Source organism: Thermodesulfovibrio sp. 3907-1M (assembly GCF_040450955.1).
In the GTDB taxonomy this organism is placed as follows: Bacteria; Nitrospirota; Thermodesulfovibrionia; order Thermodesulfovibrionales; family Thermodesulfovibrionaceae; genus Thermodesulfovibrio; species Thermodesulfovibrio autotrophicus.
In genome coordinates, this window is record NZ_CP144373.1 from 683,966 (window position 1) to 702,025 (window position 18,060).

General features: G+C 35.4%; 17 protein-coding genes. 13 read left to right on the forward strand and 4 right to left on the reverse strand.

What is annotated here, in order from left to right; all coding sequences use genetic code 11:
- Nucleotides 1–2: 2 nt before the first annotated feature.
- The 7 genes from waaF (at nucleotide 3) to V4D30_RS03610 (ending at nucleotide 6,559) form a co-directional block, all read left to right on the forward strand.
- Complete coding sequence (gene waaF / locus V4D30_RS03580) at nucleotides 3–1,439, forward strand: lipopolysaccharide heptosyltransferase II (RefSeq protein ID WP_353684879.1); 1,437 nt, start codon at nucleotides 3–5, stop codon at nucleotides 1,437–1,439.
- The gene (waaC, locus tag V4D30_RS03585) at nucleotides 1,432–2,454 is read left to right on the forward strand and encodes a lipopolysaccharide heptosyltransferase I (RefSeq protein ID WP_353684880.1); all 1,023 of its coding nucleotides are present in this window, start codon (nucleotides 1,432–1,434) and stop codon (nucleotides 2,452–2,454) included. The genes waaF and waaC overlap by 8 nt, the downstream gene beginning before the upstream one ends.
- Entirely contained in the window at nucleotides 2,426–2,860 is a 435-nt protein-coding gene (locus tag V4D30_RS03590; protein WP_353684881.1) for a DUF296 domain-containing protein, read from the forward strand. Before waaC ends, V4D30_RS03590 begins: the two co-directional genes overlap by 29 nt.
- Nucleotides 2,861–3,514, forward strand: coding sequence for a phosphoribosylanthranilate isomerase (locus V4D30_RS03595; protein ID WP_353684882.1), 654 nt, complete (start codon nucleotides 2,861–2,863; stop codon nucleotides 3,512–3,514). It abuts the gene before it with no gap.
- Nucleotides 3,507–5,297 carry a DUF255 domain-containing protein gene (locus V4D30_RS03600; protein WP_353684883.1) on the forward strand — a complete coding sequence of 597 codons (1,791 nt, stop codon included), beginning with the start codon at nucleotides 3,507–3,509 and terminating at the stop codon, nucleotides 5,295–5,297. The genes V4D30_RS03595 and V4D30_RS03600 overlap by 8 nt, the downstream gene beginning before the upstream one ends.
- A gap of 35 nt (nucleotides 5,298–5,332) precedes the next feature.
- A complete protein-coding gene (locus tag V4D30_RS03605; protein WP_353684884.1) occupies nucleotides 5,333–5,581 on the forward strand; it encodes a thioredoxin family protein in 249 nt (82 codons plus the stop codon).
- A gap of 63 nt (nucleotides 5,582–5,644) precedes the next feature.
- A complete protein-coding gene (locus tag V4D30_RS03610) occupies nucleotides 5,645–6,559 on the forward strand; it encodes a sulfite exporter TauE/SafE family protein (protein ID WP_353684885.1) in 915 nt (304 codons plus the stop codon).
- On the opposite strand, the gene V4D30_RS03615 is transcribed toward V4D30_RS03610, so the two are convergent.
- From V4D30_RS03615 to V4D30_RS03630, 4 genes are read right to left on the reverse strand one after another with little or no spacing between them, the layout of a single operon-like run.
- On the reverse strand, nucleotides 6,556–7,212 hold the full coding sequence (locus V4D30_RS03615) for a ComF family protein (protein WP_353684886.1): 657 nt from the start codon (nucleotides 7,210–7,212) through the stop codon (nucleotides 6,556–6,558). The two genes, V4D30_RS03610 and V4D30_RS03615, sit on opposite strands and share 4 nt — an antisense overlap.
- The gene (locus tag V4D30_RS03620; RefSeq protein ID WP_353684887.1) at nucleotides 7,181–8,458 is read right to left on the reverse strand and encodes an adenylosuccinate synthase; all 1,278 of its coding nucleotides are present in this window, start codon (nucleotides 8,456–8,458) and stop codon (nucleotides 7,181–7,183) included. Before V4D30_RS03620 ends, V4D30_RS03615 begins: the two co-directional genes overlap by 32 nt.
- 20 nt (nucleotides 8,459–8,478) lie before the next feature.
- Nucleotides 8,479–10,068 (reverse strand): phosphoglycerate dehydrogenase, encoded by a 1,590-nt coding sequence (gene serA, locus V4D30_RS03625; protein ID WP_353684888.1) that lies wholly within the window; start codon nucleotides 10,066–10,068, stop codon nucleotides 8,479–8,481.
- Nucleotides 10,065–11,219: an alanine--glyoxylate aminotransferase family protein gene (locus tag V4D30_RS03630; RefSeq protein ID WP_353684889.1), complete on the reverse strand. Its 1,155-nt coding sequence runs from the start codon at nucleotides 11,217–11,219 to the stop codon at nucleotides 10,065–10,067. The genes serA and V4D30_RS03630 overlap by 4 nt, the downstream gene beginning before the upstream one ends.
- 96 nt (nucleotides 11,220–11,315) lie before the next feature.
- Here V4D30_RS03630 and V4D30_RS03635 point away from each other — a divergent pair, with 96 nt between their 5' ends.
- From V4D30_RS03635 to V4D30_RS03660, 6 genes are read left to right on the forward strand one after another with little or no spacing between them, the layout of a single operon-like run.
- The gene (locus tag V4D30_RS03635; RefSeq protein ID WP_353684890.1) at nucleotides 11,316–12,224 is read left to right on the forward strand and encodes an ROK family protein; all 909 of its coding nucleotides are present in this window, start codon (nucleotides 11,316–11,318) and stop codon (nucleotides 12,222–12,224) included.
- Nucleotides 12,221–14,002 carry a translation elongation factor 4 gene (lepA, locus tag V4D30_RS03640; protein WP_353684891.1) on the forward strand — a complete coding sequence of 594 codons (1,782 nt, stop codon included), beginning with the start codon at nucleotides 12,221–12,223 and terminating at the stop codon, nucleotides 14,000–14,002. Before V4D30_RS03635 ends, lepA begins: the two co-directional genes overlap by 4 nt.
- 8 nt (nucleotides 14,003–14,010) lie before the next feature.
- Entirely contained in the window at nucleotides 14,011–14,616 is a 606-nt protein-coding gene (gene lepB / locus V4D30_RS03645; RefSeq protein WP_353684892.1) for a signal peptidase I, read from the forward strand.
- Nucleotides 14,616–15,266: a riboflavin synthase gene (locus V4D30_RS03650; protein ID WP_353684893.1), complete on the forward strand. Its 651-nt coding sequence runs from the start codon at nucleotides 14,616–14,618 to the stop codon at nucleotides 15,264–15,266. The genes lepB and V4D30_RS03650 overlap by 1 nt, the downstream gene beginning before the upstream one ends.
- Before the next feature lie 13 nt (nucleotides 15,267–15,279).
- Nucleotides 15,280–16,692, forward strand: coding sequence for a mannose-1-phosphate guanylyltransferase/mannose-6-phosphate isomerase (locus tag V4D30_RS03655; RefSeq protein ID WP_353684894.1), 1,413 nt, complete (start codon nucleotides 15,280–15,282; stop codon nucleotides 16,690–16,692).
- Nucleotides 16,673–18,052 carry a phosphomannomutase/phosphoglucomutase gene (locus tag V4D30_RS03660; protein WP_353684895.1) on the forward strand — a complete coding sequence of 460 codons (1,380 nt, stop codon included), beginning with the start codon at nucleotides 16,673–16,675 and terminating at the stop codon, nucleotides 18,050–18,052. The genes V4D30_RS03655 and V4D30_RS03660 overlap by 20 nt, the downstream gene beginning before the upstream one ends.
- The last annotated feature ends 8 nt before the right edge of the window (nucleotides 18,053–18,060 follow it).

The following is an 18,060-nucleotide window of genomic DNA, read 5'->3' on the forward strand; positions in this document are numbered from 1 at the left end:
GCATGGACAATGTTTTAATCCGTGCTGTTAACTGGCTCGGTGATGCTGTAATGAGCCTGCCTGCTATAAGAGGAATTAGAAAGCTCCATTCAGATTCGAATATCTCACTCCTCGTAAAGGAAAAACTTTATGACCTATTTAAATGGGAGAGCTCCATTAATGAAGTAATTATTTATAAACCCAGAATTGCAGGTAAAATAAAAACAATCAAGGAATTGAGAAAAAAGAAGTTCAAGAGAGCCTATCTTCTTCAGAATGCCTTTGACGCTGCTTTAATAAGCTTTCTTGCTGGAATTCCTGAAAGGGTTGGATGGAGTAGAGACATGAGAGGACTGCTTCTTACCCATCCTGTTCCATATCATGGAGAGGACAGAAAAATCCACCACATTGATTATTTTTTTGAGATTCCAAAAAGATTTAACCCTTCCCTTTCTCCTGATTATCCTTGGATAAATCCTCCAGTTGAGGAAAGATTAAGGGCAAGAGAAAAATTAAAGGGGCTTCAGAGACCGATTCTGGCAGTTGCTCCCGGTGCAAAATACGGAGATACTAAAAAATGGGAAACTCACAAGTTTATTGAGATAGTTGAAAGATTTACTGAAAAGGGCTCTGTTGTTGTTTTTGGAAACTCTGCAGAAGGCTTACAAATTGAAAATTCCAGCGTTTATGACTTTACTGGAAAAACATCTCTAAGTGAGTTAGTATGTCTTCTTTCAGAGTGTGACCTCTTGCTTTGTAATGACTCTGGAATAATGCATCTTGGTTATGCAACTGGAGTTCCTCTCATTGCCATATTTGGTTCAACCTCGCCAGAGCTTACAGGACCACCAAGATTTGCAGGAAAAGTTATAAGAAGTAATATAAGCTGTAGCCCTTGTTTTAAAAACAGATGCGATTACATAAAATGTATGAAATCCATTGATGTTGAAGAAGTATGGAATGCTCTGTTAGAACTTTTTCCTTCACAGCGTGCAGTTTTTTTTGACAGAGACGGAACACTCTGTAAAGATGCAAACTACTTAAGAAGATGGGAAGATTTTGAGATTTTCCCAGAGATTGAAAGCCTCAAGGAACTAAAGGATTCAGGATTTCTTCTTATCGGCGTAACAAATCAGTCAGGTATCAGAAGGAGCATTATTGAAGAGGAGTTTGTAAGGGAAGTGAACAGATTGTTTATTGATAAATACGGATTTGATGATTTCCTATACTGTCCTCATCATCCCGATGAGGGATGTTTTTGCAGAAAACCAAATCCCGGAATGCCTTTAATAGCAAGGTATAAATACAATATTGATTTTAAAAAATCCTATGTTGTGGGAGACAAGCAGACAGACTTTGAACTTGCCAGAATGATAGGTGCAAAAGGTATTATTATCGGAAAAGATGCGAAAAATTTGAAAGAAGTAGTGGAGATTATAAAAAGGGATATGAATGCTTGAAAGAGTAAAAAAACTTCTTCTTGTTAAACCAAGCTCTCTTGGAGATATTGTTCACAGTTTAGCTTTTTTAAATGCAGTAAAAGAAAACTTTCCAGATGTTAAAATTCACTGGATTGTATCAAAGGAATTTGAAGAGCTTTTGACTGAACATCCCCTGATTGACAAAGTTATTACAGTGGATAAAAACAGATGGAAGAACTTAAAAAACATTGCCCTGACTGCCAGAGAGTTTCAAAGTTTGAGAAGGCTTTTGAAAAATGAAAACTATGATATTGCTGTGGATCTTCAGGGACTTCTCAGAAGTGGAGTTATTACATGGTTGAGTGGTGCCTCTATAAGAGTAGGATTCAAGGAAGCAAGGGAGTTTAGCTCCTGTTTTTACAACAAAAAAATCTCTGTTTCACTGGATATACATGCTGTTTTGCGATATCTTGAAGTTGCAAAAGCACTTGGGTGCAAAATCAATTCCGTAAAGTTTCCTGTTCCTCAGGCAAAAGAACCAGACTGGCTCAGTGAGTTTGATGATTTTGTTGTAATAATTCCATCAACAAGATGGCAGTCAAAAAACTGGTGTCTACCCTATTTTGTGGAGCTTATAAAGATGTTGCCTTACGATTTTTTAATTGTTGGCTCAAAGTCTGATGAATCAGATGCTTTAAAAATTGAAGGATACTCTCAGGGTAAGGCAAAATCTATTGCAGGCAAAACAACTCTTAAAGAGTTAATTGCCATATTTAAAAAATCTCTCTTTGTTATAACCCCTGATACTGGAACCATGCATCTTGCAGTTGCCTGTGGGAAAAAAGTTGTAGCCATTTTTGGACCAACATCTCCTGAGAGAACAGGTCCTTTCGGAGAAGGACATCTTATAATAAAATCTCCAGTTCAATGCAGTCCATGTTTTAGGAAAACCTGTAGTGAATTTAAATGTATGAAAGAGATAACACCACAAATGGTATACAATAGAATTATAAACTGGAGGGAGTATGAAATATCAAAGCGGAAACACAGGTAGAATTTTTGTTGTAAAATTCATGGAGGGAGAAAAGCCATTAGAAGAACTAAAGGAGCTTGCAGTAAAGGAAAACATTAAATCCGCAGTATTCTGGCTCATAGGAGGGCTTAAAGAAGGAAGATTTGTCTGTGGTCCCAAGGGTGATGAATTTCCTCCTGAACCTATCTGGAAAGAAATTTCAGGGAACAATGAAATACTGGGCATAGGAACATTATTCTGGTATAATGAAGAACCCAGATTACATATTCACGGAGTTTACGGAAGAGAGGATACTATTAAAATGGGCTGTCTCAGAGAGGAAGCCAGAGTGTTTCTTATTCTTGAAGCTATTGTGATGGAAATTGCAGATATTACAGCCAAAAGGCAGTTGGATGAAAGATCAAAGATGGTCGTTCTTGAAATTTAAATGATCAGAGTTAAAATTTGTGGCATAACAAATCTTGAAGATGCCCTATGGGCAGCAGAATGTGGAGCTGATGCCATAGGATTTATTTTTTATAAAAAAAGTCCACGATATATAGAGCCTCAGAAAGTAAAAGAAATAATAAAGTCTCTTCCTCCTTTTGTAAACTTTGTTGGTGTTTTCGTAAACGAAAAAGTTGAAAAAATTAAAGAAATCATGGCTTTTACTGGAATTGATACAGTTCAGCTTCATGGAGATGAGCCTGCTGAGGTTTGTAATCATTTCCAGAGAGTTATTAAGGCATTTAGAATTAATGAAACTGGTAATCTACCAGATGGTAAATCTTTAAAAGAAGTATTGCCTGATTACAATGTGTCTGCCTTTCTCCTTGACAGTTTCAGTAAAGATGAATATGGTGGTACAGGAAAAACCTTTAATTGGGAATGTGTAAAAGTAGCGAAAAAGTTTGGCAGGATTATAGTTTCAGGTGGATTGAATATTTTCAATGTAGAAGAGGCAATAAAAAAACTATCTCCATACGGAGTTGATGTAAGCAGTGGGGTGGAGCTTTACAAAGGTAAAAAAGACCCTGAACTTGTAAAAAAATTTATTGAAAAAGCAAAATTTAAAAAAATTAAAGGAGAAAAAAATGATTGAATGGTTACCTTTTGAAGAAAGTTCATTTAAAAAGGCTGAAGTGGAGGACAAACCAATTTTTCTTCATATTACTGCAAAATGGTGTAATTACTGTAAAAAAATGAAGGAAGAATGCTTTGATGATCATGAAATCGCAGAATTTATAAACAAAAACTTTATTCCTGTTCATATTGACAGAGATGAAAGACCGGATCTGGATCTATTTTATCAAAAAGCTTCATACATTATTGGACAGGGAAGTGGCTGGCCCCTTAGTCTTTTTTTAACTCCTGATGGTAAGCCTTTTTCTGGAGTTAATTACAAGATTGATAACGGAAAAGACTATTTCAAAACAATGATAGAGAAAGCTCTTGATCTTTATAAAACAAACAGGGAGAAAATCTTGTCTCGTTCCCAGACAGTGATTGATGCGATAAAACCAACCTCATTTGTCCCCTCTGAAATTAGAGAAGAACTCCTTCAAAATCCTGAGGAAGACATAGTGAAAGAGATTGATTTTGAATTTGGCGGGTTAAAAAAGACTCCTAAATTCCCGATTTATGCTCATATTGATCTGCTTTTATGGAGATACTGGATAAGACCTAAACCATGGGTTAAAACCGCAATTGAGACAACTCTCAAGGGTATGGTTTCTGGAGGAATTTACGATAATATAGAAGGAGGTTTTCACAGATATGCCACTGACAAAGCATGGTTAATGCCCCATTTTGAAAAATTAGCTATAGATAATGCATGGCATATAATAAACTACCTTGACGCATACAATATTTTTAAAGAATCCTTTTACCTGGATATAGCTTCTGAAACAGTTGATTATATGAAAAATAATCTTTTTTCTCAGGAAGGCTATTTTTATTCAAGCCAGTTTGCGGATGTTTTTTATTATACATGGCTGGAGGATGAACTTAAAGAGATCTCTGAAATGACAATTACACTTGTAGATGGAAAGACAATGATTGGTGAGAGATTTGTTCTCATTGGCAGAGATAGGGAACTGATTAAAATGTTAAAGGAAAGTTTTATTTTAAAAAGAAAACAGAGGCAGTCTCCTGAAACAGATAAATCAATTTATTGTTTTGTAAATGGAATTTGTGCTGAAGCATTTATTAAAGCATGGAGAGTTATGAAAGATAAAACATTGCTTAATATTGCTTTATCAGCTATTGATAAGACTCTGGAAGTTTTATTTAATGAAAATACTCTTTACAGAACAAAAAAGATACATGCTTTGCTTGATGACTACGCATATGTGATTTCAGCTCTGATTTCAGCATATGAAGTTACATCAAACAATGAATATTTAAATAAAGCAGTTGTTATAACAGAGATGGCGATAAATAAGCTCTGGGATGAAGAGTATGGGGGATTCTATGATGCTGAACAGTCAGCTCTTTCCATCAGACATAAGAGTATTCATGACACGCCCTACCCTTCAGCAAATTCAATAATGATAATTAATCTTTTAAAGTTACATGCCATTACTGAAAATAAAAAATATTTTGACATGGCAAACCTGTCTTTAAAAGCCTTTTCAAATTTAGCTTCCCCATATCTTTCACCTTACTATGTTAAAGCATTGCTTAGTTATTTTGATTTACTTACATTGAATTTTTATACCTCTGTAGAGTCTAATATTGGAAAAGCAACGATTCATCAGATAACACCCTTTACAGTTATTGCTCACAGACAAAAGGACGGCAACTACATAATTCCTTCAGTTGGTTCAAAGTATTTTGATCAAATCTATGAGCCAGAGGATTTGGCAAAATTTTTGAAGTTGTGATATTATAAATAAAAAAAATTTTATAGGAGGTAGTTATGGATATAAAAATTCTTGGTCCTGGTTGTGCTAATTGCTACAAGGTTGAAGAAATCGTGAAAAAAGTTGTATCCCAGCTCGGTATTCAGGCAGAAATAAGTCACATCAAAGATATGAAGGAGATTTTTAAATACACACAGGTCACTCCTGGCTTGCTTGTTAATGGAAAACTTAAACACGCAGGTTTTCCCCTTCCATCAGAGGATAAAATAAGAAATATCTTGATTGAAGAGCTCAGTTCAAAATAATTTTATGTATTAATTAGAAATTTTAATTTGTAAAGTGTGAGGAAATCAGATAGAATTAAGACAGTGTTAGATTTCCTCACATATACATTTCCGATATCAGGGGTTACAACTAATATTCTTATTCCGCCGCTTGTTGCTTTCATCGTCTCTTTTTTTACCTCAATGGGAGGGGTATCAGGTGCATTCTTACTTCTACCCTTTCAGGTAAGCTTTCTTAATTACACATCTCCAGGAGTAAGTGGAACTAACTTTATTTTTAATGTGGTTGCCATTCCTTCAGGTGTTTATAGGTATCATAAAGAAAAAAGAATTCCCTGGCCCCTTGCATGGGTTATTATGATAGGAACTGTTCCTGGCATAATCATTGGTTACTACATAAGAATAAAAATTCTTCCAGACCCTAAGTCTTTCAAATTTTTTGTAGGGCTTGTGCTACTTTATATTGGCGTAAGACTTTTTCTTGATGCCTCTAAAAAGAAAAAAGCAGCAGCACAGAAAAAGTTTGAGCAGAAGCTTACCAAGGAAGCCACAGTTAAAACAATATCTTTTTCATTGAAAAAAACTGTTTACGAGTTCTGGGGTGAGAAATTTTCATTCAGCACAGTATGGGTGTTTATTCTCGCATTTGTTATTGGAGTAATAGGTGGTGCATATGGTATTGGTGGAGGAGCAATCATGTCACCATTTTTAGTAACATTTTTTAAACTTCCTGTTCACAGCATAGCAGGTGCCTGTCTTATGGGAACTGCTACAGCTTCTGTTTTTGGCGTTCTTTATTATGCAATTCTACCTTCACCTTCAGGACTTCAGACAAGTCCTGACTGGTTACTTGGTTTGCTTTTTGGTATTGGTGGTGCCTTTGGTATATATTTCGGAGCAAGAATGCAAAAACATGTTCCTCAGAAATACATAAAGCTTATTCTGAGTATTTTGGTAGTTTATATTGCCTTAAGATACATTATTCAGTTTTTCTACTAAGCTCTTGTCAGGGTTATGGCGTGAACTTCTTTTGCTCCTGCTTTTTTAAGCACCTTTGCACATTCCATTAAAGTGGCTCCAGTTGTAACAACATCATCAATAAGTCCTATTTTTAAGCCTCTAATGAGCTGTGTTGCTGCATAAACATTTTTTACATTATTACATCTATCTTTGGCTTCAAGTGAAGCCTGATCAGGAGTATGTTTAACTTTAACGAGAATTGTTAATAATAAAGGAATTCTCCATGTCTTTGCGCATTCCTTTGCAAGAATTGCTGATTGATTGAACTCTCTATGACGAAGCTTATTTATGTGTAATGGCACAGGAATCAATACATCAACCTCTGGAGGCTTAATGGAACTAAGAAGCCTGCCAAGTTCTTTACCAATTCTCTTTATCCCGTTGTATTTAAAGTAATGTATAGCTTCTTTTAGAATTCCTTCATATGCTCCAAAACAACTAAGAGAGTCAATATATTTCCAGAAATCACTGTGAAACTTTCCTGCAGTAATTTTGTGGTAACTGAATCTCTCTATTTTATCCCAGCATGGCTTACAAAAAGGAGAATACCTCCAGTATGATTTTTTGTTACACACAGGACAATGCTCGTAAAAAACTAAATCATAAAAGAGACTCCTTAATGATAATCTCATCTCTTTTCTGTCCAGTAGAAATAATCTGAATTTTTACTTTTAATGAGTCTTCAATAAACTGGAGATACTTCTTAGCATTGTCAGGTAAAGCTTCATAATCCTTTATGCCCTGCGTGCTTTCCCGCCAGCCTGGAAGTTCTTCATATACAGGAGTGCAATTTTCAAGAATTTCAATCTCTTTTGGAAACTCTTCTAAAATTGTGTTTCCATATCTGTATCCAACACAAACTTTTATTTTATCAATTCCATCAAGAATGTCAAGCTTTGTAATTGCTATGCCTGTAAATGCATTTACCCTTACAGAATGTTTTAATCCCACAAGGTCAAGCCATCCGCATCTGCGAGGTCTTCCAGTAGTTGCTCCATATTCTCCGCCCTTTTGTCTGATGTGTTCACCAAGTTCATCTTTTATCTCTGTAGGAAAGGGTCCTCCACCTACTCTGGTAGTATAAGCCTTTACAACTCCTATAATGCTGTTAATTTTTATAGGACTTACTCCAGCTCCTGTGCAAGCACCTCCAGCCACTGTGTTTGAAGATGTAACATAGGGATAGGTTCCGTGGTCAATGTCAAGCAAAGTTCCCTGAGCTCCTTCAAACAGGACATTTTTACCACTGTCAATTGCTTGATTTATCAAGATATCTGTGTCAGCAATGTATTTTTTCAGTTTATCTCCATAGTTTATGTATTGATTGAATATCTCTTCCCTATTCAATGGCTCAGCATTGTATAAATTTTTCAGTAAAAAATTGATAACTTCAAGATTTGCCTGAATTTTGTTTTTGAGCACCTCAGGATAAAGCAAATCAATCATTCTAACACCATTACGGGCAATCTTATCAGTATAACAGGGTCCTATTCCTTTTTTTGTTGTTCCGATTTTTTTTATTTTCTCTGCCTGTTCTTCTATGGCAATATGATAGGGCATAATAAGATGACAGTGTTTTGCAATGTATAGATTGTTGTCAACTTCTACTCCTTTACTTACCAGTGTCTCCATTTCTTTTAATAAACTTTTCGGATCAAGAACTACACCATTTCCAATAATGCATTTCTTGTTTTTGTGAAGAATACCAGAGGGAATCAAATGAAGTATATACTTTTCATCTCCTACAACCACTGTATGTCCGGCATTACATCCTCCCTGAAATCTTACAACATAATCACATTTTTCTGTTAAAAAATCAACTATTTTACCTTTACCCTCATCTCCCCATTGTGCTCCTATGATAACAACTGTTGGCATTTTCTTTCTCCTTTGTTGCTCTAATTAGCAGAAATATAAACTGGTTTTACTTCCAGAATATTTGGAAGTTTCTTTATTCTGTCGATTATTTCCTCTGTCAATGGAGCATCAATACTTATAACAGAAAAAGCTATGCCTCCAGCTTCCTTTCTTCCAAAGTGCATGTGCCCAATATTGATATTGTTCTGTCCAAGCAGAGTTCCGATATTGCCAATAACACCAGGACGGTCCCAGTTTCTCATGAAAATCATATTGCCTTCAGGAATAATCTCCATGGAAATATCATTTATCTGAACTATTCTTGGATCTCTTCTACTTAAAAGTGTCCCTGCTACAACTGCTCTGTCATCTTTACCAATAAGAATTATTTTAACAAGACTCTGGTAATCTCCTGCTTCTTTTCCTCTTATTTCTTTAACTTCTATACCTCTTTCTTTTGCAATGAATGAGGCATTAACATAATTTACAGGTTCTCCAAGTACGGGATCTAAAATTCCCTTTAGGGCCGCTGCTGTTAATGCCTGTGTGTTAAGAGAGGAAATCTCTCCAAGATACTCAATCTGAACCTGTTTAATGCTCTTTGTAAAAATCTGAGAAGCAAAACTTCCCATTCTTTCAAGTAATACAAGATATGGTCTGATAAGCGGTACCTGGTCAAAGGGAATTGATGGAAAGTTAACAGCATTACGGATAGTTCCATTGATCAGATAATCTACAACCTGTTCTGCTATTGCAATAGCCACATTTTCCTGAGCCTCCACTGTAGAAGCACCAAGATGAGGAGTGCATATAACTCTTTCATCCGCTATAAGTGGATAGCCTTCTTCAGGAGGTTCTTTTTCAAAAACATCAAGAGCAGCGCCGGCAATTTTTCCTGATTGAATTGCTTCATAAAGATCCTTCTCATTTATTATGCCACCACGAGCACAATTAATTATATAAACTCCATTCTTCATTTTCGCAATTGTATCTTTATTTATCAAATACTTAGTCTCAGCAGTCAAAGGAGTATGAATGGTAATAAAGTCTGACTCAGAAAAAAGTCTGTCAAGGTCAGTCTTTGTAATTCCAAGTTCTTCTGCTCTTTCATCACTTAAGAAAGGGTCATAGGCTAAAACATTCATTCCCATGCACTGCATTCTTTTTGCAACCTCAGAACCAATTCTACCCAGTCCGATTATTCCAAGAGTTTTATTGTAAATTTCAACACCCATGAATTTTTTCTTTTCCCATTTTCCTGCCTTCATAGAAGCTGTAGCTTGAGGTATTTTTCTGGCAAGAGAAAAAAGCATTGCAATTGCATGTTCTGCTGTTGTAATAGTGTTACCGCCGGGTGTATTCATTACTACAATTCCCTTTTTTGTTGCAGCAACTTTATCTACGTTGTCCACTCCTGTTCCTGCCCTACCTATAACTTTAAGTTTATCTGCAGATTCAATTATGTCAGCAGTCACCTTTGTAGCACTTCTTATAATTAAAGCATCATATTCACCTATGATTGCTTTAAGCTCTTCAGGTTTTAATCCTGTCTTAACATCTACCTCAAATCCTGCTTTTTTTAAAATTTCAACCCCTTTTGAAGAAATGCTATCACTGACAAGGACTTTCACCTTACTTCCTCCTTTGAAAAGATTTCTTCAGCTTTTGCTACTCCTTTACCAAAAGTAATCGGATATCCGAGCTCTTTAAGTGTCATTTCAAGTGCTGAAATGCCCACAATTACATCAAATTTATCAGCATATCCAAGATGGGCAATTCTGAATATTTTACCTTTCAGTTTATCCTGTCCACCAGCTGCTGTCACTCCGTGTTTTTCCCTTAAAGTTTTATAAATAACCTGCCCATCAATACCCTGTGGTGCTTCAATTGCTGTAACAGCATTGCTTGGTGTGCCTTTCGGGAATAAGTTAAGTCCTATTTCTTTCACAGCTTCTCTTGTTGCACGGGCTAAAACTGCATGCCTGCGGAATATGTTTTCAAGTCCTTCTTTTTGCATAAGTTTCAATGCCTCATTGAGCCCGATAATAAGAGATACAGCAGATGTAAAATTTGTTTGATTTTTAGCAAGATTTTCCCTCTCTTTTTTAAGGTTAAAATAAAATCTTGGCATCTTTGATTTTTCATTTCTTTTCCAAGCCTTCTCACTAACACTCACAAAAGCAAGCCCTGGAGGAAGCATAAATCCTTTCTGTGAACCACTCACCATTACATCAATTCCCCATTCATCAGTTTTTATATCGTGGGCAACAAGAGCAGAAATGGAATCAACAATAAATAATGTATCTTCGTAATTTCTTACTATTTTCCCGATTGATTCAACATCGTGATATACACCAGTAGAAGTCTCGCTTGCCTGAATGAAAACGCCTTTAATATCAGTATGTTTCTTTAATTCTTCATCAACTCTATTAACATCAACTGAATATCCCCACTCAACTGGGATTTCTAATACATTTAATCCGTAAGCCTGTGCTATTTTTACCCATCTTTCGCCAAATTTACCACCATTTATTACAAGAACTTTTTCACCGGGTGAAAAAAAGTTATTTACTGAAGCAACCATTCCACCTGTGCCGGTAGAGCAAAGTATTAAAACATCATTTTTAGTCTGATAAATCCACTGAAGCCTTTTTTTGGCTGAATCAAGAATCGGTAAAAAATCTGGACTCCGATGATGAATTACTGGCATTGCCATACTTAGAAGAACTTCTGGAGGGACTGGAGTTGGTCCCGGTGCAAGCAGATATTTTTTCAAAATCATCTCTTCCTCCCTTTATGGAAATAGTTTCGGATAATAAAATATATTACCATAACTTGAGCTTTTTGAAATACCTTTTTTGTGCTATAATATTTTTTTATGCATTACATTGGAATTGACATAGGTGGCACAAACATTAAAATTGGAATAATTTCAAAAGATTGGGAGATTATAAAAATATGTAAATTCCCAACTAGTAGCAATCCAATGGAAATAATTATTGATGAACTGGACAGCATTTTTAAGGAATTTAATGTGCTTGGCATAGGAGTGGGTGTTGCAGGTCTGGTAGATGCTGAAGGCAATGTAATTAAAGCATCCAATATCCCATTTTTCAATAATTATCCCCTGAGCAGAGAATTAAAAAACAGATATAATGTGGAAGTAAAAATAGACAATGATGCAAATGTAGCAACAGTTGCAGAAGCCATGTTTGGAGAAGGTAGAGGTCTTCAAAATTTTATTCTTCTTACACTTGGGACAGGAATCGGCGGTGGTTTATGGTTAAACGGCAAGATTGCTCAGTTTCCAATGGAAGTTGGGCATATGAGCATTGATTATAAAGGAAGATCCTGTAGTTGCGGTGGTTCAGGATGTCTTGAAATTTATGCTTCAGCCAGGGCAATAAAAGACAATTTTATAGAAAAACTTGAAAATGGTGAAGAAAGCTACATTAAAGAAATCTATGAAGGAAATTTTTATAAAGCAACTTCATCAGATATATACAAAGCAGCAATGGAAGGTGATGCTGTTTGTAGAAATGTTCTCAAAGAAGCAGGTAAAGCTCTTGGTGCTGGAATGGCAAACTTAATAAATATCTTTGCTCCAGAAAAAATAATACTAACTGGAGGACTTTCTCACGCAGTAAATATTTATATTGAGACAGCCATTCAGGAAGCTCAAAAAAGAGCAATGAAAGGACTTGCCCAATCAGTTAAAATAACTTCATCTACATTAGTAGACAGGGGTGGAGTTTTAGGAGCTGTTTTAGTTCTGAGAAATCAATGAAAAAGATAAGAAACTTTTCAATAATTGCCCATATAGATCACGGTAAATCAACTCTTGCCGACAGACTTCTTGAGTTTACAGGAGCTGTCAATCTTGGCGGAAAAATGGGACAAATCCTTGATTCAATGGATCTTGAAAGGGAGAGAGGTATCACTATCAAAGCCCATGCAGTAAGATTGAATTATAAAGCCGAAGATGGAGAAATTTATATTTTGAATCTTATTGATACTCCAGGACATGTAGATTTTTCCTATGAAGTATCCCGTTCATTAGCATGTTGCGAAGGAAGCCTTCTCGTGGTTGATGCAACACAGGGAGTGGAAGCTCAAACTGTTGCAAATGCCTATCTTGCAATAGATCACAATCATGAAATAATTCCTGTAATAAATAAAATTGACCTTCCTCAGGCAGACCCAGAGAGAGTAAAAAAACAGATAGAAGACATACTTGGAATAGACAGTTCAGAGGCAATACTGGCTTCTGCCAAAGAAGGAGTTGGAACTAAAGAAATTCTTGAATCAGTTGTGAAAAAGATTCCTTCTCCAAAGGGTGATCCACAAGCACCTCTAAGAGCAATGATATTTGACTCCTGGTTTGACAACTACTTAGGAGTTATCATTCTCGTTAGAGTTTTTGATGGAACAATAAAACCCGGGATGACGATAAAATTAATGGCAACTGGAAAGCAATACGAAGTTCAAAGACTTGGCATCCTTACTCCTTTTCCAAAAGACATCCAACAGCTTTCAACAGGTGAAGTGGGATTTATAATTGCTGGAATTAAAAACATCTCTGATACAAAAATTGGAGATACGGTTACTCTTGCTGATAATCCTGCCAGTGAACCTTTACCGGGTTTTAGAGAAGTAAAACCAATGGTATTTTGCGGCCTTTATCCAGTAGAAACAAATCAATATGAAGAATTGAAATCAGCACTTGAAAAATTGAGACTCAATGACTCTTCATTTTTCTTTGAACCTGAAACATCAGCAGCCCTTGGATTTGGCTTCAGATGCGGATTTTTAGGCTTGCTTCATATGGAGATAATAAAAGAACGCCTTGAAAGAGAGTTTAATCTTTCACTTATAAGTACAGCACCTACAGTAAGATATAAAATCGTTGATAAAAAGGGTGAGTATCTAATTGATAATCCAAGCAAGATGCCAAAAATTTATGAAAGAATTGAAGAACCCTTTATGAAAGTCTCTATAATTGTTCCTGAAGAATTTGTAGGAGAGATTTTAAAGCTATGTCAGGAAAGAAGAGGAATTCAAAAAGAGTTTTCCTATATCACAAAAGATAGAATCCTTCTTGTTTATGAAATGCCATTGAATGAAATCTTATGGGACTTTTATGATAAACTTAAATCTCTTTCAAAAGGGTATGCGTCAATGGATTACGAATTCATTGGATACAGAGCCTCTGAACTTGTAAAACTTGACATACTCATAAATGGAGAACAGGTAGATGCTTTGTCAGTGATTGTTCACAAAGATAAAGCTTACTATAAAGGACGTGCAATAGCACAAAAATTAAGAAGCGTTATTCCAAGACAACTTTTTGAAGTTGTAATTCAGGCTGCCATTGGAGGAAAGATTATAGCAAGGGAAAGCATTGCTCCCCTCAGAAAAAATGTTTTGGCAAAATGTTATGGAGGTGATGTGACGAGAAAGAAAAAACTTCTTGAAAAACAGAAAGAGGGTAAAAAAAGAATGAAACAGATTGGACGAGTTGAGATACCACAGGAAGCATTTCTTTCAGTTTTAAAAGTTGAATAGGAGGAAAGATGACAGGTAAAAAGATTCTTGAATATATAAAAAGTATAGGTATTGCCATATTAATTGCTCTTTTTATAAGAGCATACATTGTTCAGGCTTTTAAAATACCTTCTGGTTCAATGATTCCAACACTTTTGATAGGAGATCATCTTCTGGTAAACAAGTTTATTTACGGAATTCATCTACCTTTTTCAGATAAAAGAGTTCTTATTTTTGAGAAACCAAAAAGAGGCGACATTATAGTTTTTAAGTATCCTGAAGACCCAAGCAGAGATTTCATAAAAAGAGTTATAGGCATTGAAGGAGATGTAGTGGAAATAAAAAATAAAAAAGTTTTTGTTAATGGAGTTGAACTTAAAGAACCATATGCAAGATACACTGATTCATATATTCATCCAAGAGAGCTTGATCCAAGAGACAATTTTGGACCTCTAAAAGTTCCAAAAGGAAAACTTTTTGTAATGGGAGATAACCGAGATCAGAGCTATGATAGCCGTTTCTGGGGATTTGTTGACATGAAGGATGTAAAAGGTAAGGCACTTATCATATACTGGTCATGGGACAATGAAAATCATAAACCAAGACTTGAAAGAATTGGTAAAATTATAAAGTAATGTTTACTGGAATAATTGTTGAACTCGGAAAAGTCTATGAGATTCAAAGGCTTGCTCAGGGAGCAAGATTAAAAATATATTCACAAAATTTAATAAACAGTTCCAAAATTGGCGATAGCATATCTGTTAATGGAGTCTGCCTTACAGTTTGTGAAATAGATAAATCAAAAAGTGTAATTTCTTTTGATGTCTCTCATGAAACGCTTCAAAAGACAGCTCTTGGTGAACTAAAAAAAGATGAGCCTGTCAACTTGGAGCCAGCTCTTACTCTTAATACTGCTCTTGGTGGACACCTTGTAAGCGGACATGTTGAAGGAATAGGGAAAATAAAAAAGATTGAAAAGATAGGGAATGATTTAAAGATAGAGATTGATGCTCCTGAGGAGATTCTCAGATATTGCATAAAAAAGGGCTCTATTGCTGTTGATGGAGTAAGTCTTACAATCGTTGATCTGTATTCAAACTCCTTTACGGTTGTGCTCATCCCTCACACTGCAAGGATGACCACACTGGGATTTAAAAAAATTGGAAGTTCTGTTAACCTTGAATCTGATATAATTGCAAAGTATGTAGAAAAATTTGTGAATCAATCTAAGGATATTAAAGAAAAGAAGCTTATTGAAAAACTTAAAGATTATGGTTACCTTTAAGAGAGGAGTTTAGATGAAATTTTTGGTTCTTGCAGGAGGCTCTGGAACAAGGCTGTGGCCATTGTCAAGAAAAAACTTTCCTAAACAGTTTTTAAAACTTCCCACTGAGAACAATGGCTGTGAAAGCTTTTTCCAGAAAACATTAAAAAGACTCTCTCTTTATAAAGATGCAGAAATCTTTATCATAACAAATGAAAAACATAAATTTTATGTAGTTAATCAAATTGAAGAAATCTCAAAAAAATTAAAAAACAAACCAGCCTTTGAAATAATTCTTGAGCCTGCCTCAAAAAATACAGCTCCTGCAATTGCTTTAACTTTAAAATACGCAATACAAAAGGGAATATCTCCAGAGGAAGTATTTTTTGTATCTCCATCTGATCACATAGTTAAGCCTGATGAAGAATTTGTAGGGTATATAAAAGATTCAGAGGAGATAGCTAAAAGAGGATATATTGTAACATTTGGAATAAAACCAGCCCGTGCTGAAACAGGTTATGGATACATAAAAGTAAAGATGCCAGAAACTGAAACTTTTTACAGAGTGGAAAAATTTGTTGAAAAACCTGACATTGATACAGCAAAGAAATACATTGAAGATGGGAACTATTTCTGGAACTCAGGTATGTTTGCCTTTAGAGTTGATACCATAGTTGAAGAATTTAAAAAACATTCACCAGAGCTTGGCAAGATTTTTGAAAAACCTTATGACGAAGTACTAAATAATTTTGAGACTCTTCCGGACATATCAATTGATTATGCAATTATGGAAAAAACAGACAGAGCAGCACTTCTTCCTCTAAACATATTCTGGTCAGATATAGGTTCATGGGAAAGTCTTTATGAAATACTTGAAAAAGACTCTGCAGATAATGCGGTAATAGGAGATTCCTTAAACATACAGACAGAGAGAAGTCTGATTGTTGGGAATAAAAGATTTATAGCAACCTTAGGACTTAAAGATACCGTGGTCGTTGAAACAGAAGATGCATTGTTAATTGCAAAGAAAGGTGAATGTCAGAAGGTTAAAGAGATTGTAAAAATTCTCTCTGAAAAGGCTTCTCCACAGGTTGAAGAACATACAACTGTTTACAGACCATGGGGAAGTTTCACTCTTCTTGAGAAAGGACACAGATATAAAATAAAGAGAATAACGGTAAATCCTGGAGCTAGTCTCTCACTTCAGATGCATCATCACAGATCAGAACACTGGGTTGTTGTAAAAGGAACTGCTAAGGTAAAGATTGGGGATAAAGAACAGTTTGTTCATGAAAATGAATCAGTTTATGTGCCCAAAAGCACACTTCACAGACTTGAGAATCCTGGTAAAATCCCGCTTGAAATAATAGAAGTTCAAGTGGGAGAGTATGTTGAAGAAGACGACATAAAACGATTTGAGGATGCCTATGGAAGACAGGATATTTAGAGAATATGACATAAGAGGTATTTATGGGGAGGATCTTACAGAAGAGGTTGCCTATTTAATTGGAAAAGCCTTTGTTTCTCTATCCTTTAAAGAACTTGGGAAAAAAACTGAAAAGCTCTCTGTTGGAATGGATGCAAGAGCTTCATCAGAGGCTTTAAAAAATGCTCTGGTAAAGGGAATTACCGAGTGTGGTATAGATGTCATTGACATAGGTTTATGTCCAACTCCACTTCAGTATTTTTCACTTTTTATGCTCCCAGTAGATGGCGGAGTAATGATAACGGGAAGTCATAATCCGCCTGAATTTAACGGTTTTAAGCTGAGTATTGGCAGGGAAACGATTTATGGAGAAAAAATTAAAGAATTGAAAAAAATTATTGATAAAAGAGATTTTATCAACTCTAACAAAGAAGGAAGAATTGAAAAATACAGGATAATTGACGATTATGTTAACTACATGACAGCTCAGTTTTCTTCTTTTGAAGGAATAAAAGTGGTGGTGGATTCTGGAAATGGAACAGCAGGACTGGTTGCTCCAGTGATTCTAAAAAAACTCGGCGCTCAGGTAATAGAGCTTTACAGTGAACCTGATGGCAGATTTCCCAATCATCATCCTGATCCTGTGGTGATTGAAAATCTTCAAGATTTAATAAAGACTGTAGCAAATGAAAGAGCTCATATTGGTATTGGCTTTGATGGTGATGCAGACCGAATAGGAGTTGTTGATGAAGCTGGTGATATTGTGTGGGGAGACAGATTGATGATTATATTTTCAAAAGATATCTTAAAAAAGCTTCCTCATGCAAAAATAATTGGAGAGGTCAAGTGTTCACGGATAATGTATGAAGAGATTGCCAAGTCTGGTGGAGTTCCAATTATGTGGAAGACAGGACATTCTCTTATAAAGAAAAAAATGAGAGAAGAAGGAGCAGTGCTTGCAGGTGAGATGAGTGGACATATATTCTTCAATGACAGATATTTCGGATATGATGATGCCATATATGCAGCGCTGAGATTAATAGAAATAATAAAAAAATCAGGTAAACCCTATGGAGTAAAAAAACTTTTAAGTGAAGTAAAAACAATGCAAAGCACTCCAGAAATAAGGATTGATTGTCCTGATGAAAAAAAATTTATGATCGTGGAAAAGATTAAGGAATACTTTAAAGAATTTGAATGCAACTTTACTGATGGAGTAAGAGTAAATTTTCCAAAGGGTTGGGCTTTAATAAGGGCTTCAAATACTGAAGCCTCCTTGGTATTAAGATTTGAAGCTGAGACAGAAGAGGATATTGATGATATAAAAAACATTGTTCATCAAAAGCTTTTTGAAGTGTTTCAATTTTTCAGAATATTATGATATACTTA

What these genes read in the sequence shown, in the direction of transcription:
- V4D30_RS03600 (WP_353684883.1), top strand. Translation starts at nt 3,507, where the DNA reads ATGATTGAATGGTTACCTTTTGAAGAAAGTTCATTTAAAAAGGCTGAA.
- waaC (WP_353684880.1), top strand. Translation starts at nt 1,432, where the DNA reads ATGCTTGAAAGAGTAAAAAAACTTCTTCTTGTTAAACCAAGCTCTCTT.
- V4D30_RS03650 (WP_353684893.1), top strand. Translation starts at nt 14,616, where the DNA reads ATGTTTACTGGAATAATTGTTGAACTCGGAAAAGTCTATGAGATTCAA.
- V4D30_RS03615 (WP_353684886.1), bottom strand. Translation starts at nt 7,212, where the DNA reads ATGAGATTATCATTAAGGAGTCTCTTTTATGATTTAGTTTTTTACGAG.
- V4D30_RS03605 (WP_353684884.1), top strand. Translation starts at nt 5,333, where the DNA reads ATGGATATAAAAATTCTTGGTCCTGGTTGTGCTAATTGCTACAAGGTT.
- V4D30_RS03660 (WP_353684895.1), top strand. Translation starts at nt 16,673, where the DNA reads ATGGAAGACAGGATATTTAGAGAATATGACATAAGAGGTATTTATGGG.
- lepA (WP_353684891.1), top strand. Translation starts at nt 12,221, where the DNA reads ATGAAAAAGATAAGAAACTTTTCAATAATTGCCCATATAGATCACGGT.
- lepB (WP_353684892.1), top strand. Translation starts at nt 14,011, where the DNA reads ATGACAGGTAAAAAGATTCTTGAATATATAAAAAGTATAGGTATTGCC.
- V4D30_RS03635 (WP_353684890.1), top strand. Translation starts at nt 11,316, where the DNA reads ATGCATTACATTGGAATTGACATAGGTGGCACAAACATTAAAATTGGA.
- V4D30_RS03655 (WP_353684894.1), top strand. Translation starts at nt 15,280, where the DNA reads ATGAAATTTTTGGTTCTTGCAGGAGGCTCTGGAACAAGGCTGTGGCCA.
- V4D30_RS03595 (WP_353684882.1), top strand. Translation starts at nt 2,861, where the DNA reads ATGATCAGAGTTAAAATTTGTGGCATAACAAATCTTGAAGATGCCCTA.
- V4D30_RS03590 (WP_353684881.1), top strand. Translation starts at nt 2,426, where the DNA reads ATGAAATATCAAAGCGGAAACACAGGTAGAATTTTTGTTGTAAAATTC.
- V4D30_RS03620 (WP_353684887.1), bottom strand. Translation starts at nt 8,458, where the DNA reads ATGCCAACAGTTGTTATCATAGGAGCACAATGGGGAGATGAGGGTAAA.
- V4D30_RS03630 (WP_353684889.1), bottom strand. Translation starts at nt 11,219, where the DNA reads ATGATTTTGAAAAAATATCTGCTTGCACCGGGACCAACTCCAGTCCCT.
- waaF (WP_353684879.1), top strand. Translation starts at nt 3, where the DNA reads ATGGACAATGTTTTAATCCGTGCTGTTAACTGGCTCGGTGATGCTGTA.